The sequence below is a fragment of the Parasutterella secunda genome (genome assembly GCF_023336895.1).
Taxonomy (GTDB): Bacteria; Pseudomonadota; Gammaproteobacteria; order Burkholderiales; family Burkholderiaceae_F; genus Aphodousia; species Aphodousia faecalis.
Genome location: NZ_JAMBLT010000002.1, coordinates 225,335 through 241,151 on the forward strand (window position 1 = coordinate 225,335; position 15,817 = coordinate 241,151).

The 15,817-nt window shown below is 42.8% G+C and carries 14 protein-coding genes; 10 read left to right on the top strand and 4 right to left on the bottom strand.

What is annotated here, in order from left to right; genetic code table 11:
* Positions 1-7: 7 nt before the first annotated feature.
* Complete coding sequence (gene rfbA / locus M3080_RS03745) at positions 8-877, top strand: glucose-1-phosphate thymidylyltransferase RfbA (RefSeq protein WP_249091955.1); 870 nt, start codon at positions 8-10, stop codon at positions 875-877.
* Between the two features lie 11 nt (positions 878-888).
* Here rfbA and M3080_RS03750 read toward each other — a convergent pair whose 3' ends face one another.
* Genes M3080_RS03750 through M3080_RS03760 form a run of 3 tightly spaced genes read right to left on the bottom strand, consistent with a single transcriptional unit; the run spans position 889 to position 5,581 of the window.
* Positions 889-2,889 carry an acyltransferase family protein gene (locus tag M3080_RS03750; protein ID WP_249091956.1) on the bottom strand — a complete coding sequence of 667 codons (2,001 nt, stop codon included), beginning with the start codon at positions 2,887-2,889 and terminating at the stop codon, positions 889-891.
* A 49-nt stretch (positions 2,890-2,938) separates the two neighbouring features.
* Positions 2,939-4,111 (bottom strand): alginate O-acetyltransferase AlgX-related protein, encoded by a 1,173-nt coding sequence (locus tag M3080_RS03755; RefSeq protein WP_249091957.1) that lies wholly within the window; start codon positions 4,109-4,111, stop codon positions 2,939-2,941.
* A gap of 6 nt (positions 4,112-4,117) precedes the next feature.
* The gene (locus M3080_RS03760) at positions 4,118-5,581 is read right to left on the bottom strand and encodes an MBOAT family O-acyltransferase (RefSeq protein WP_249091958.1); all 1,464 of its coding nucleotides are present in this window, start codon (positions 5,579-5,581) and stop codon (positions 4,118-4,120) included.
* An 82-nt stretch (positions 5,582-5,663) separates the two neighbouring features.
* Between M3080_RS03760 and M3080_RS03765 the strand changes: the two genes are divergently transcribed.
* Genes M3080_RS03765 through M3080_RS03785 form a run of 5 tightly spaced genes read left to right on the top strand, consistent with a single transcriptional unit; the run spans position 5,664 to position 11,030 of the window.
* A complete protein-coding gene (locus M3080_RS03765) occupies positions 5,664-7,703 on the top strand; it encodes a M3 family metallopeptidase (protein ID WP_249091959.1) in 2,040 nt (679 codons plus the stop codon).
* Between the two features lie 9 nt (positions 7,704-7,712).
* Positions 7,713-8,498 carry an exodeoxyribonuclease III gene (xth, locus tag M3080_RS03770; protein ID WP_249091960.1) on the top strand — a complete coding sequence of 262 codons (786 nt, stop codon included), beginning with the start codon at positions 7,713-7,715 and terminating at the stop codon, positions 8,496-8,498.
* A gap of 43 nt (positions 8,499-8,541) precedes the next feature.
* Positions 8,542-9,381, top strand: a complete 840-nt coding sequence (locus M3080_RS03775) for a lipopolysaccharide kinase InaA family protein (protein WP_249091961.1) — start codon at positions 8,542-8,544, stop codon at positions 9,379-9,381.
* A gap of 23 nt (positions 9,382-9,404) precedes the next feature.
* Positions 9,405-10,208, top strand: coding sequence for an aspartate dehydrogenase (nadX, locus tag M3080_RS03780; RefSeq protein WP_249091962.1), 804 nt, complete (start codon positions 9,405-9,407; stop codon positions 10,206-10,208).
* 21 nt (positions 10,209-10,229) lie between these two features.
* A complete protein-coding gene (locus M3080_RS03785; RefSeq protein WP_249091963.1) occupies positions 10,230-11,030 on the top strand; it encodes a PI-PLC domain-containing protein in 801 nt (266 codons plus the stop codon).
* 130 nt (positions 11,031-11,160) lie between these two features.
* On the opposite strand, the gene M3080_RS09280 is transcribed toward M3080_RS03785, so the two are convergent.
* Positions 11,161-11,289, bottom strand: coding sequence for a hypothetical protein (locus M3080_RS09280; RefSeq protein ID WP_283162527.1), 129 nt, complete (start codon positions 11,287-11,289; stop codon positions 11,161-11,163).
* 471 nt (positions 11,290-11,760) lie between these two features.
* On the opposite strand from M3080_RS09280, the gene M3080_RS03790 reads away from it, so the two are divergent.
* From M3080_RS03790 to M3080_RS03805, 4 genes are read left to right on the top strand one after another with little or no spacing between them, the layout of a single operon-like run.
* On the top strand, positions 11,761-12,246 hold the full coding sequence (locus M3080_RS03790; RefSeq protein ID WP_022473761.1) for an adenylyltransferase/cytidyltransferase family protein: 486 nt from the start codon (positions 11,761-11,763) through the stop codon (positions 12,244-12,246).
* A complete protein-coding gene (locus M3080_RS03795) occupies positions 12,243-13,238 on the top strand; it encodes an extracellular solute-binding protein (RefSeq protein ID WP_249091964.1) in 996 nt (331 codons plus the stop codon). The genes M3080_RS03790 and M3080_RS03795 overlap by 4 nt, the downstream gene beginning before the upstream one ends.
* 4 nt (positions 13,239-13,242) lie before the next feature.
* The gene (locus M3080_RS03800; RefSeq protein WP_249091965.1) at positions 13,243-14,253 is read left to right on the top strand and encodes an ABC transporter ATP-binding protein; all 1,011 of its coding nucleotides are present in this window, start codon (positions 13,243-13,245) and stop codon (positions 14,251-14,253) included.
* On the top strand, positions 14,253-15,812 hold the full coding sequence (locus M3080_RS03805; RefSeq protein ID WP_249091966.1) for an ABC transporter permease subunit: 1,560 nt from the start codon (positions 14,253-14,255) through the stop codon (positions 15,810-15,812). The genes M3080_RS03800 and M3080_RS03805 overlap by 1 nt, the downstream gene beginning before the upstream one ends.
* The last annotated feature ends 5 nt before the right edge of the window (positions 15,813-15,817 follow it).

The following is a 15,817-nucleotide window of genomic DNA, read 5'->3' on the forward strand; positions in this document are numbered from 1 at the left end:
TAACACAATGAGTCGTAAGGGCATTATTTTGGCCGGTGGATCGGGAACGAGACTTTATCCGGTTACGTTGACGGTCAGTAAGCAGTTGTTGCCAATTTATGATAAACCGATGATCTATTATCCGCTGAGCACTTTAATGCAAGCCAAGATTCGAGATATTTTAGTGATCAGCACTCCGAGGGATATCGGCCGATTTGAAGAATTATTAAAAGACGGTTCCCAATGGGGTATCAATATTTCATATTGCGTTCAGCCCAGTCCAGATGGTCTTGCTCAAGCTTTTATTTTAGGGAAAGACTTTATCGGAAATGATCCATCTGCTCTTATTCTTGGAGACAATATTTTCCACGGAGCGTATTTAAATCAATTACTATCTCGGGCCAATCAACGACAAGACGGAGCAACGGTGTTTGCCTATCAAGTCAATGATCCTGAGCGCTATGGTGTTGTTGAATTTGATAAGAATTTCAAAGCAATATCCATTGAAGAAAAACCTCAAAAACCCAAGTCCCAATATGCTGTGACCGGCCTTTATTTTTATGACAACACGGTCTGCGATATTGCGAAGGAAGTGAAACCAAGTGCCCGAGGAGAACTTGAAATCACAACAGTTAATGAAACTTACTTAAAACAAGGAAAATTAACGGTTGAGATTATGCACAGGGGTTTCACTTGGCTCGATACCGGGACACACGATAGTTTAATGGATGCAGGAGGCTACATTGCAACAATTCAAAATCGTCAAGGCATCTTAATCGGAAGCCCTGAGGAAATCGCATTTGAAAATCAATGGATTTCCTCAAACGAGCTTGATCGGTTAGCAAGTGAGCTGATTAAAACAAGATATGGCAAATACTTAAAATCTCTGTGCCACTAGAGGTTTTTTATTTACTTACCCCAAACGGCCTTCTGAATTAAGGGCCATATTTTTTTGTTGCCATAAAACGACAGATGGTTATCATCAACATATAAAAGTTCACCATTTAACCAGACTGGGCATTTTCCGTTTTGACACAGTTCTTTCTCCAGATCAATTAAAGTAACGTTATCCCAATGGGCAGCTTCTTTAATTAAGAATTCCCGTGTAAATTTATAGGTGTATCTCATCTCATTGATGTTTACGTTGCATTCCACATTATCTGGCAACAAGCTCACCCTTTGTGTTCTAATGCAACGCTTTAACAAAGTAGGCGGTAAGACAGGGTTATCTAGTACCACAAAAACTTTTTTATTCAAGGCTTTCAATGTCTTAAAAGTTTCACGCCAATGATATTGGAAAATCTCTTCAGAATTCCAGGCGGAGTTAAGATCAGAATGAAGTGATTGAGCCAGATAATTTCCCCAATAGCTACGTAAAACGATACTATCGATTTCTGGACTATTTTCAATTACACTCCAAAAATGACGTGCTAAATCATTATTCTTGCCCTGTCTTTTAATAAGATAGGCATCCTTAAACGTAAAAAAAGCATCTTTACCTAGAAGATAAAAGTCGGGTAACTCATTCACCGTTTTCAGATATTTCCACATTACATGAGTGTGGGAATCACCCAAAATTAGTACTGATGGATTATGGGATGTGGCACGGCAAACATCAAAACCCTCTCCAAATTTAGCTTTACAAACAGCGTCCGACTTTTCCTTTTCATCTAAGTCTTCTCTTAATTGAAGCAATGAGTCGGGGATACCGTTATCAATAACCTTTTCAATTGATTGGCTGTGTCGAATTAATTGTTTTGACCCCAGTGAAACGATAAGAAGTACAACAAAAAGTACCAACACTAAACTCCATGTTGCTTTTTTACTTCTCATGGGCCGTTCGACGAAATTGTATGTTAAGTATGCTAGGAGAAAACTAGACAGAATCAACAAGCACATCAGCCAACCGCTCGGAATTTCTCCTGCAAGATTATTTCTAAAAATACAAATGATTGGCCAGTGCCACAAATATAGTGGATAACTTATTAAACCTATGAAAACAGCTAGTTTATTGGCAAAAATATATTTATTAAGAAAAGCTTCTGAACCTGCTGCAATAATCAGAACTGCACCAATGGTTGGCAGACAGGCTTTCCAACCAGGGAAACTGTCCACCTCCTCGATAAAAAAAATTGAAAAAACGATAAGACTAAAGCCAATACAAGACAAAAAATTGTCGATTATGTATGAGCCCCCTTCATTGGTAGGCATCAATAAATAATTTTTATAGTCCGGCCATATCAACTCAACATAGGCCAAAATTCCCCCAATAAGTAACTCCCAAAATCTCGTGTGTAAAGAATAAAAGGCTCTAACTGACTCATAAGAGGTATCGTAAAGACATAGCCCCCAAGAGATTACAAACATTAAAACCAAACTAGCTAAAAATTTTCTAGCACTAACTCTCCATAACAAAAAGCAAATTAATGGGTAAAAGATGTAATACTGTTCCTCAACACCTAAGGACCAAAAGTGCATAAAAGGCTGAAGTTCAGTTGCAACTTCCCAATAACCCCCTGTTGTAACATACAATCGCCAATTTTCAACAAAAAAAGCAGCATAGGGAGACTCTGCAATTAAATCCTTAAATTCTTCTGGTCTCAAAAAGAAAAAACCAAGTAGAAAGCTACCTAATAAAACGATGGTTACGGCAGGAAAAATTCTTCTAACACGCCTAGCATAAAAATCAAAAAAACTAAATGACCCTAACGCCAACCCACGAAAAATAATGTTTGAAATTAAATATCCTGAAATTACGAAGAAAATATCAACACCTACAAAACCACCTAGAAGAGTGTTTGGATAAGCGTGAAAAATAAGAACTGACAAAATTGCCAAGGCTCTCATACCATCTATATCAGGGCGATACCTGGGACGAGAAAAGGATTGGGGGGAGGTTGTAATGCTCATTTTTCAATAAATTCCACTAATGATTTTTTTGTTAAAAAGTAAAATAAACCTAAAAGTTATCTAGATCTCTCTCAACAATTTCATTAATCACAATCGTTGGTTTAAATTTCTGAATCGCTCGGATCTTTTCATCCATTGAGCTACGTCTAGATACGTACATAACATCAGAAAAATATAGGTTGAAATACGGACTCATGGCATTATTGAATGAATCACAAAGTACCAAGAGTTTTGTTCTATACATTGCCGATTCATTTTTCATGTAAGCATAAAACTTAGAGGGAGCACTTCCTGAAGAAACTGTAAAAGGCTTCAGTTCCTCTTTCTTATTCACTTCTTTCCATCTAACCAATAACTGATCGGGACGTTGGAAAAGGTAATCAAAATCTTTTGAGATCTTGTAACCACTCGGTAAAGCGAGTATATGTGCCAAATCTCCGAGCTTCTCATTCCGGATCTGTTTTAAATCCATTAATGGTATTTCTTGAAAATCTCGAATAAGTCCGAGACGTTCCATGTTTCTCATGAGAGCAACAAAACCAACTTTTCCACCCAACAAATTCCAGTGCGTATCCGACTTATAAAATAATTGACCTTTTGAAATCTGTGACTTTAATTCCAACGCTGGGTATACAACATCCACCGAGGTTTCATCTTCAATTTTGTGAATTAATTTTCTTGTATAAATTTCTGAATTCTTACAAGTAGCTCCAAGCCACTGCGGCAATTCATCGCAATAGATATTGTGCTTATCGGGAGCGATGAATAGTACATAAGTGCCTCCCAACCCCTCTGTTGTGTTTTTTAGTAAGTCAATTTTATTAATTGAAGATTGGAATTCATAATTATCTAAGGGAAAGTTTTCCTGGCAATGTTTATCAATCACTCTTGAATAGTCATTTCCCAAAAAGATCCATTCATTCTTGCCGATAAGCCCCTTGCTTAAATCGAATCGAGAGACCTTTTCAGGATCTAAAAGTAGCTCGTTTAACACGGGAACTAACTCTTCCTTGCCCATCAGACGATCATCTATATATTGATTTTTATTACCAAAAAAGCGCTTTAGTCCATGAGATGTAAAACGATCTATTCCAGTCATTGATACTACTTGTCTATTCTCTGAAGGCAAAAATACCCCGCTTTGTTCTCCAAAAATGAGCAGGCTACCAAAAAACGGTACTGCAAAAAGAATGACAGTAAAAATAGCAAGAATTCTTTTCATGATGTCTTAGAAATTGAAATAAATAAACGGATTCCTCGCTCCTGTATAGAGGATAGCCATAGACAACATTACCAAAGCGACATTTACACCAAAAAGGCAAACATTAAACGATTTAACCTCAGTCTCACTGTTATTAAATAACTGTTTTGAGCACAATGAAATAGCCAATCCAACAAATAAAACAGCAAGGTTCACTGTACCGAAAGAATTTTGATATTCAAATCCATTGAAGCCAAACATAGATTGGAAATAACTGGTTGCCTGAGACAAATCATTGGCTCTAAAAAATACCCATCCGAACACAACCATTAACATGCAGTAGCATCTTTGGGCTAACACAGGCAGTGAAGTTAAAAAAGTTGCAAACGAAGTTCTTTCCAAGATTAAAAGACAGCCATGAAAAAGACCCCAGATCAAAAACGTCCACTGGGCTCCATGCCAAAGTCCGCATAAGACAAATACAATGACTAAATTTCTATAGGTCAATAACTTCGAGCAGCGACTACCCCCAAGTGGGAAATACAAGTAGTCTCTAAACCACGTTGAAAGCGAAACGTGCCAACGTCTCCAAAATTCTTTAATGCTTTGACTTCTGTAGGGTGCAAGAAAGTTTTCCTGAAAACGAATACCCATCATCGCAGCCAAACCAATAGCCATGTCAGAATATCCAGAAAAATCGAAATAAATTTGAACTGTATAGGCAAGAGCTCCCAACCAAGCGTCGGCCATTGACAACTGACCATTTGAATAAAAACAAATATCGGCAATCGGCGCTACTGAATTTGCAATCAATACTTTTTTATTGATTCCTAAAATAAATCGAAAGACTCCCCATGTAAACAGATCCCAATCGCGTTTTCTGTTCTGAATATCCTGTCTAACTGACTCAAAACGAACAATAGGACCTGCAACAAGATGAGGGAACATAAAGAAATACGTTAAGAAATCCGTTGTTTTGTAGTCGCCAACCTTCCTGTTATACAGATCAATAAGATAGCTGATGCCATGAAATACAAAAAAACTAATCCCTAGAGGTAAGTGTGGACTGTCTAGATTGGGAAATGCCGAGCCCCAACCTAAACCAAGTAAGTCAAATAACACTAAAAATTGACTAAGAACCCAAAATAAATATTTGAAATAAAAAAGAACTGTCAGATTAGTAAAAATACCCGCAACAAGATAAATCTTCTTAATTTTTGCAGAAGAAACATTTGCAATCCGTCTTCCGAAAAGAAGATTAATAAAAGCCAGTATGACCAATAAAAAAACACCCGTTGCTTCGCCCCACACATAAAACAACAGACTCGTAAAAATTAATAACGCATTGCGAAAGTAGGACTTATTACTGATTAAATCAGCAAGAAGAAAAACTGGCAAAAAGAAAAAAAGAAAAGTTGTAGAGGAAAAAACCATCTCTAAAAATACAGCTAATACGAAACTGAACCGAAGTTTACCCAGTTTGTTATACAAATCAACACAAATTCCATTCAAATGAAAACAAAATCACATCAGGAACTGTAATATTGACCTGTTTTATTTATAGGTTTACATCATGAGCAACAACCCTCTTTTATCCATCAACGATTTAATTGATTTTCCAGCTATCAAACCTGAGCACGTCGTCCCCGCAATGAAATCTTTGATTGCCGACGCTCAAGAGACTTTAACCGCAGTTACTCAGGATTCAACCCCTGCAACATGGGATGATGTCATCACCCCATTAGAAAAAAAGACACTTGCCCTATCTCGCGCCTGGGGCGCGGTCAGTCACCTAATGAGCGTGTGTGATGAACCGGAACTTCGTAAAGCCTATAACGAAGCTTTACCGATTGTCACTCAATTTTGGATTGGCTTATCACAAAGTTCGCTTTCTCAAAAATACAAAGCGATTAAAGAAAGTGACGGTTTTAAAAATCTCTCTGCCGTTCGCCAACGCATCATTAATGAAGAATTAATTGACTTTAAGTTAGCCGGTGCTTTCTTACCAGAAGATAAAAAGGCTGAACTTAAAACAGTTAAAGAAACGTTAGCTCAAGAAAGCCAAAAGTTTTCCGAAAACTTATTGGATGCCACCAATGCTTACGGTCTTTTAGTTGACGATGAAAAAGAGTTGGCCGGCATCCCTGCCGATGACATTGCTGCCTTTAAAGAAACGGCTCAAGCGGCCAATCAAGAAGGCTACCGAATCACGCTACAAATCCCCCATTATTTAGCTGTTTTACAGTACGCCCAAAATAGAAAATTGCGCGAAACGCTTTATCACGCTTATGTCATTCGGGCTTCTGAATTGGACTTTGATGGCAAATTCAACAACAACGATGTGATGCGCCGCATTGTAGAATTGCGCGCTCAGGAAGCCAGACTTTTAGGTTACAAAAATTACGGCGAAGTGTCTTTGGCAACCAAGATGGCGAAAACGCCACAAGAAGTTGTGGCCTTTTTACGAGATCTCGCGCAAAAAAGCTTGCCTCAAGCCAAAGCGGACATGGCTGAAGTTAAGGCCTTTGCTAAAGACAACCTTGGTATTGCCGATCCTCAAAGTTGGGATCTTCCCTATGCAAGCGAAAAGCTTCGAGAAGCTCGTTACGCCTATTCTGACCAAGAGGTTAAGCAATACTTCACACTTCCCGCTGTCTTTAACGGTCTATTTGGGCTGGTGCAAACGCTCTTTAACATCCGCATTGTTAAAGACAACGCTCCGGTCTGGCACCCTGATGTTCAATTCTTCCGGATTGAAAACGATCAGGGTGAAAAGATTGCGCAGTTTTATGTCGACCTCTATGCTCGCCCCAATAAGAGAGGCGGCGCTTGGATGGATAACGACCGAACAAGAAACCGTTTGTACGGATCATTACAAACACCCGTTGCATATCTGGTCTGCAACTTTGCCAAACCTGTTGGCGACAAGCCTGCGCTTCTCACGCACGATGATGTGCTCACACTTTTCCATGAATTTGGACACGGCTTACACCATATGTTAAGCCGCATTGAAGAGCCATCCGCCAGCGGTATCAACGGTGTGGAATGGGATGCTGTGGAGTGCCCGAGTCAATTTATGGAAAATTTCGCCTGGGATTGGACTGTGCTTGAATGCCTTACAAGCCACGTACAAACCGGTGAGAAGCTTCCACGGTCGCTATACGACAAGATGCTTGCCGCCAAGAATTTCCAAAGTGCCATGGCCATGGTGCGCCAGCTTGAGTTTGGGCTCTTCGATATGCTGCTTCACACTGAGTTTGATAGTCAGAAAGACAACATTCTTGATCTTTTGGCCCAAGTTCGTAAGGAAGTCGCCGTTACTAAACAGCCAGATTACAACCGTTTCCCCAATTCTTTCAGCCACATTTTCGCGGGCGGCTACGCCGCAGGCTACTACAGCTACAAGTGGGCTGAAGTGTTAAGCAGTGATGCTTTCTCCTTATTTGAAGAAACCGGGGTATTAAATCCCGAAACCGGTAAGAAATGGTTAAATGAAGTACTGGCCGTTGGCAGTTCCCGTCCTGCAATGGATTCGTTTATTGCTTTCCGAGGACGCGCTCCTAAAATTGACGCCCTGCTCCGACACAGTGGCATTAAACCTATTGCCAAGTAAGGAGGCCGTATGAAAATTGCCACCTGGAACGTCAATTCTCTCAAAATGAGACTTCCTCATGTTTTGGACTGGCTTGACCAGTCCAAAACGGACATTTTATGTTTGCAGGAACTCAAAATGACCGACGATCTCTTTCCGATCCAGGCTCTTGAAGATAACGGATTCGGCGCAGTCTGGTCAGGACAAAAAACATATAACGGCGTGGCGATTGTCTACCGCAAAGATAAATTGGGAGAGCCGAAATCCATTCAAAAAAATATTCCCACGTTTCCTGATGAGCAAAAGCGCCTGATTGCCTGCACTTTTAAAACAGAATCAGGAGACATTCGGATTGTCTGTGGGTATTTCCCCAATGGCTCAGAGGTGGGATCGGACAAATTTACCTATAAACTCGCATGGCTGGCCGCTCTTAATCATTGGTTAAATAATCAATTGAGTGAATACTCCCAATTGGCGCTTTTGGGCGACTTTAATATTGCCCCCGATGACCGTGATGTCTGGGATCCCAAGGGGTGGGAAGGCAATATTTTGGTTTCTCCTCAAGAACGTCAAGCTTTCAATAACCTCCTGTCTCTCGGGCTTTCTGATTCTTTCCGACTTTTCGATCAACCCGAAAAGCGCTACACATGGTGGGATTATCGGATGCTGGGTTTCCAGAAAAATCATGGATTGCGAATTGACCATATTTTGGTTTCTAATGCGTTAAAGTCCAAAGTCAAAGCCGCGGACATTGATAAAGCCCCCCGCAAATGGCCAAAACCCAGTGATCACACTCCTTATTGGATTGAAATTTAAAAGAAGCAGATAATTGAAGTTGATATCTGTTTATGGAAGAGCTATGTATACACGTTGGAGTTCAGAACTAACCTCGCTTCTTGAGCCTTCTTACGGAACGAAGTCTCTCAGGATTAGCAATCTTGAGTACCATGTCTTGCCTTCTGATGAGCAAGCCGCATTACTAGAGGTAGCCCCCAAGCTTGATAGCTTAATTGAAGAAGGAAATGTCCAAAAGCACTCTAAGAAATCAACCGCCAGTCTATTTAAGGCTGGTGAAACGATTGTGTTCGGCAAACATGTTCGTTTTCACCAAAAAGCTTTTGGACTCCGCTTCCGTTATTTTTTACAACCCTCCCGCAGTTTTTGGACTGCGGTAGTCGCAAAAAAACTTGAAGAGGCCGGACTTGGAACTCCTAAAGTTCTAGCTGTGGGAGAGAGACGAACACTACAACTTATTTCGGACTCTTACATTATTACCGAAGCTCTTAAGGATGCCTATACCGCTGATAAAGTTTTACGGAGTCAACCGAATAGCTATGAGTTGTTGCAAAATGCCGGCCGCTTATTAAGACGCCTTCACGATGCCGGTATCACCCACGGTGATATAAAACTGGCCAATTTTTATGTCCAAGGTGACTCCATGGGCTTTTGGGACCTGGATTCCGCCATGGTGTTTTCCGGTCAAACACCTCAAAAATGGATCATCCGAGATTTGGGACGACTGTTATCATCTTTTATTCTCACAGTCGATGACATGCCCCAAACACAGGATTACTTCAGGAACGCTCCTGAAATTGCCCAGGTATTGGCCGATGCCTACGGCACTGATGTCCAGACTTTTTTACCGTCTTATTACAGTTATTGGCTCAAAAAAATTAAACTCAAACACGATTTCGGTTAATTCTTCTTAAGGAGTCCTCTCATATGAAAACAGTGGCAGTAATCGGCGCTGGGGCGCTGGCTCATATTTTCTGCAGAGAAACGCAAAGACTGCTTTCTGACGACTATCGCATTGTCGCCGTAATGGCCCGTCATGAAGAGCATGCCAACGAATTAGCTGAGTCTTTGGATGCTGATGCCTGTACTACGCTTGATGATCTCCTCTCAAGCTTTCCTGACATTGTTGTTGAATTTGCCGGCAGGGAAGCCGTGAAAGAATACGCCCAACGTGTTCTTGAACATGGCTCCGATCTTGTGATTGCTTCAATTGGAGCATTGGCTGATGATGCTTTTAGAAAACACCTTGAAGCAGTAGCAAAAGACAGCCACCGCAAGGTCTATCTGCCCAATGGAGCAATCGGTGCTTTGGACTTAATGCAAACGTTTGCTTTAATGGGCAATGCGGAAGTGGTGATCGGTAACACAAAAGCGCCCAAAAGTTTGGAAGGCGCTCCTTACCTAAAGGGGAAAACTCTCTCGACCGACAAAAAAGAAGTCGTTTTTACTGGATCCGTACCTGACGCTATCAATGGCTTTCCTAAAAATGTCAATGTCGCGGTTGCAGCCGCTTTGGCTTCCGGAGCCCTTTATGATGCCACGGTTCAAATTACAAGCGACCCGGACAGTACTGAAAACGTTCACCGTATCCGTCTCAAAAACAATCTCATGCGAGCAGAATTAACGGTGGCGGGCAAGCCCGATCCTGCCAACCCGAAATCCAGTACCTCGACAGCTTGGAGTGTTGTCGCATTGCTGAAAAATTTAGCCTCCCCTGTACAATTTTTCTAAGGCAACATTTCCTAAGCCAATATGAAGCGATTCGTCATCCGCCCCTTTGTTCTTGTTGGTGTCATTTTCACCATTATTTTGCTCTGGGCAACCGCACACTCTTACAAATGGCACTACGGTCTTGCCTATCATTTAGGTCTGCTTGATCTTAAACCTGCGCCTATTTTGAATATCGATGAAGATAGATACATCGCTCATGGCGGAGGCGCTATTGATGGCATTCAGTACACTAATTCGTCTGAGGCTTTCATTAAAGCCATTGACGATGGCTATCGTTTCATTGGATTTGATTTAAGACTTTCTTTGGACGGTCACTATTTCGGTGCTCACTACATTGATGACTTTAACGACAATACCGGTCATCCATACCAATGGTTAATTCCCCCAACGGTTTCTCAAATTCGTGAGCGCAAAATTCTCAATCGCTATACCCCGCTTTTACTGGCCGATATTGATGAAATTTTGGATAAATACCCTCATGTGATGATTGATATTGATAAAGGAGAGGACTATCCAAAAATGCTTCAGGAATGCCCTCGTCCTGAGCGAATGATTATTGAAACGAACACACCTTACCGTTACATCGCTGCCCGCGCTGCAGGATTCCCCTACGTGGCTTTTGATGGATACGATAAGGAAATCATTGAAGAACTTGGCATCAAGATCCTTGTTTTGGACGATGGCATCGATCCTAATGATCCTTATCTGCAAAAGTATTGTGATAAAGGCGGGCTTTTATTGATCACCGGATTTAAAAACGCAAAAGACATCCCCGCTGATTTTCTTAAACTCAATGCGCTTTTTTACATTGATGAAAAATGACTTTCGTTTTAAGGAAATTTTGAACTTGAATCCATTCGTGAAGGGCAGTCCAAAAATTTGAAGGAGACTTGAGGAACAAACGTGATAGTACGCACAAGGGTCAAGCCCATTCGGAAATCGGCCCCACCAGTTACGGTTTCGTGCGGATCATCGCCCAAATGACAAAGCTTGCGAGCATCAGGTCGAGCCTGATATCGCCCGTGACACTTACATCAAAGTGTGCGATAACCAACGAGCACGAGGAGAGAACGTATGTCATCACGTCACCTCATGTCAAAAGACTTAGCCCAGTGTTAGTAGCGCTGGGCTTTGTCAATTTCACACCCCTTGCGGGGACCCTTTCGGCTTTCGCCGGAATTCTTTTCGTGCGAAAAATATTGAAGAATTCGGCGGAAAGTTTCAGGGCAGAGATGACTGGCGACAATGTCTCCTCAATCGGCTCGGTCGGCATTTAAACATGACAATCTTTAGAGATTTACTAAAATATAAAAATCTGTAGACCCTTTATAAAAGCAGAACAAATAACCCAAACACAAAGCACCAAAACATCAATAAACAAGACGCTAATTACACAGATAAATTTGTTTTTCTCTTGATGACCATATAACAATTTTTTGACACCATTTTCACGCCAAAAAAATAAAATTTAGGACTATAGTTCGAGAATTGTTCTCTTTTAACAAACGAGTGAGAGTAACATTCTCAAAGAGCACAAAACCAAGGAGTTGCAATGTCTGAGAAAAAACGCCCGCGCGTCATGGTAGATATGTCCGCCACACTCATCCACCACGGTCATATCCGTCTTTTAAAGAAGGCCTCTGAAATTGGCGATGTGGTTGTTGCCCTGACCACTGATGATGAAATTAAACAGAAAAAAGGCTATACCCCGGAATTAAATTTTGAAGAACGAAAAGAAATTTTAGAGTCCATCAAGTACGTCTCGGAAGTGGTTCCCAGTCCTTGGCTTATTTCTTTTGACTACATGAAGGAACATCACTGCGACCTATTGGTGCACGGTGCTGACAACTCCAACCATATCCCGGAGGAAAATCTCGTGATTTTCCCGCGCACAGAAGGCGTGAGCTCCTCCACGCTCAGAGAGCGAGTTTTGGATAGCTTAATTGAAATGAACACGGACGCGAAGCCTTCTAAGGCCTCAGATAAGGTCGCTCGATTCTTAATCGAGTCCATTAAAAAGGAATTCCGACTCGAATGAGCCGAGTACTTCAAGCTCTCCTTTCTTTCATTGTCCTTTTATTTTTAGCAAACGCATCCTGCGTTTCGGCCAAAGAGAGGTTGCTTGTCTACACGGCAGTGGAACCGGAGTTTTTACCTCTTTATAAAGAGGCCTTTGAAAAAGAAAACCCCGATATTGAGATTACCTACATTCGTGACTCAGCAGGCCCCATTTCGGCTAGGCTTATGGCCGAAAAAGACAATCCCAAAGCCGATGTCATTTTAGGTCTTTCTGCCATTGCTCTGGAAAGGCTCAATCAGGCCGGGCTATTAGATTCCTACAGTCCCCAAAACGCATCCGCCATCAATTCAAAAATGAGGGCTCGTGATTTTTCATGGTTTGGCATTAATGCTTGGGGTGGATCGATTTGCATTAACACGGAACTACTTAAAAAGTACAAACTTCCGATACCTAAGACTTGGGACGATCTTCTGGATCCCATCTATAAAGGTCGAATCGTCATGCCCAATCCAGTTGCCTCAAGCACCGGCTTTATGTTTTTGATGGGTTGGCTTCAGTCAAAGGGTGAAAAAGCCGGCTGGCGCTACATTGAAAAGCTTCACGAAAATATCCTTTTTTATACCGCTTCGGGCGCAAGGCCAGCCGCCATGGCCGCTCAAGGTGAAATTCCGATTGCGCTTACCTCAGAGGCTTTTGTCAGACCCTTTATGCGCTTTTCCATACCGGTGATCACCGTTGAGCCGCAAGAAGGTATCGCTTGGGACGCTGAAGGCTGCGCCTTGCCCAAAGGCAGCCCCCATCCGGTTTTAGCCAAACGTTTTCTTGACTTTTGCGCATCCAAACCCGTCGCCGACATTGCCGCCTCGTTTAGCGGCATTTCCTCTATTGACCGCTATTCAACCGAAACCGGCAAAAAACTGGTTGCCCGATTTTTAACTTTGGATTTCAGACAAGCGGCCATTGAAAAAAAGACCATAACAGACCAATGGCAAAGCATCGCATCAAGGTGAGCCCATGGATAACCAATTATTGATTGAAAACTTAAGCAAATCATTCGGCTCCACGCACGTGCTTTCCGAGATTAATCTCTCGATTCCATTAGGTGCCTTTACCAGCATTTTGGGACCGTCGGGAAGCGGTAAAACAACACTTCTCATGGTGCTAGCCGGAATTGAAAAAGCGACAAAAGGCAGAATCATCTTCGGTGATGAAGACATTACCGATATTGCCTTGCCCAACCGTAAAGCCGGCATTGTTTTTCAACACTATGCGCTTTTCCCCAACCTTACGGTTAGGGACAATATTCTGTTTGGCGTCTCCAGTAAGGTTGATCAAAGGATTAAGGAAGAAAAGCTCGCGCACCTCTTGTCACTGACTCATTTGGAAGAACTTCAAAACCGTTATCCTCATGAGCTATCGGGCGGGCAAAAGCAGCGTGTGGCTATTGCACGGGCTTTGGCTATCAATCCACGTTTTTTGCTTCTGGATGAACCGCTTTCTGCGCTTGACGCTCAAAACCGTTTAACCATCGGGCGCGAGTTGCGTGAAATCCAACAAAAAGCCGGTATCACCACCGTGATGGTGACTCATGACCGCAATGAAGCCCTTTCTCTTTCGGATTTCATCGTCATTATTCATAACGGCAAAGTAGAACAAGCCGGCACACCTCAAGCGATATTTGATCATCCGGCCTCGCCTTTTGTAGCGACCTTTGCCGGCGGTATGAATCTCATTCGTGTACCCGCAATCAATAACGGTAAACTCACCGGCATCCGCCACAGTGATGTTGAAGTCTTTGAGGCTACTGAAAGAACTTTAAGTGAAGCATTGACCTTTACGGCGGAGTTATTAGCCAAAGAATTTTCAGGGGAAAGCGTCTTGGCGCATTTCCTTTTAAATGACTTTAAAACAAAAATTTCTGCCCGTATTCCCCGCACATCACCGTTAGCCGACTCGTTATCCATCGGCGAACTTTATGCGATAAGACTGCCTCAAGAACGTTGGCACACCTGGGAGCAGGACTGATGCTCAAACACGCCGCGTCCCTTCTGACTCTTTGCCTTTTATTTCTGCTTGCCGGGCTCTTGCCTGCCGCGATAAGTCTTTTCTCAACTTTGTCCGATGGACCGGCACTGACTTCATTTATAACGGGTTTTAATCTGAGGGCCTTTTTTAATACGATGGTCATGGGCCTTGCCGTTGGCCTTTCAGCCTGTGTTGCAGGATTTACAATCGCCTACACGATCGTAAACACCAAAGGTTTTGCATCCAAAACCGCAAGAACCATTTTCCCCATCGCGCTTTTTGCCCCATCGGTCATGCCCGCCATCGGTCTTATCTATTTGATCGGCAACAACGGCTTGATTATTCAAACGCCCCTTTACGGTGCAACCGGGGTCTTTTTGGGAGCGCTTGTTTTCACACTTCCTCATGCCACTTTGCAATTGCTCTTAAGTCTTGAAAGGTTAGATGCCGGCCTGATATTGGCCGCCCGCTCACTGGGAGCCTCGCCGCTAAAGGGCTTCTTAACCATTATTCTTCCTCATTGCCGCGCAGGACTCATTAACGCCTTTTTAATTGCCTTTGTTTTGACGGTCACTGACTTCGGTGTCCCAAAGCTCTTAGGCGGCAACTTCAGCATGCTTGCCACCGAAATTTATAACCAAGCCATCGGCAATCAAGACTGGGCCGCCGCGGGCTTTCTGAGTTTATGGCTGATGCTGCCTTGCATCCTGACTTTTTATTTCACATCCAAGTATCCGATGACTGTTGCTCAACCGGGTGATATCCCCGCCCGTCCCTTCTCTGAGCATCCCATCGGCTGGAGTATCGCTGCCTGGCTCTTTCTTATATTCGAAGCCTCGTGCGTGCTTGTTGTCATCTACGGCTCTTTTGTGACATTCTGGCCTTATGTCCCCGAGATGACGCTCGCCAACTACAGCTTTAAAAATTCCACCTATGGCATTGATCCCTGGATAAATAGTTTTGTATTGGCAACCAGCGTTGCAGCCATCGGCACCATTGTGAGTTTTGTCGGCACTTACTTGACTCGACGCGTCAAAAACATCCCGCCCGCCCTCACAAAACTTTTTTCGGCCACCGCTCTTCTTCCCCTTTGTATTCCGGGTACGGTGTTGGGCCTAGCCTTCGCTTTGGCTTTTTCCGGCTGCTCGATTTTCTCAAGTGCCACTGGCGCCATGACTTTATTGGTCTTTAATACCCTCATTCACCTTTACACCGTCGCCCATATCACAGCCGGCAATACTTTCAACCAAATTGATCCTCGTTACGAAACCGTGGGGGAAAGTTTGGGAGTAAGTCCCCTTTCGACCATCAGGCAGGTTATTTTGCCGTTATGCAAAACTGGGCTTGGTGAGGTATTCTGCTACCTTTTCGCCTCCGCCCTGACAACGATTTCTGCGGTGGTGTTTTTGTATACGCCGGAGACAATGCCCGCTGCCGTGGCAGCGATTCAAATGATTGACAGCGGTTTTATTTCCGAAGGAGCCGCCATGTCAACTTTGATTTTTGTCTCCGCACTGGCAGTCAGAATAATTGTTTTGCAAATCTCTCAAACAAAATGATGTAT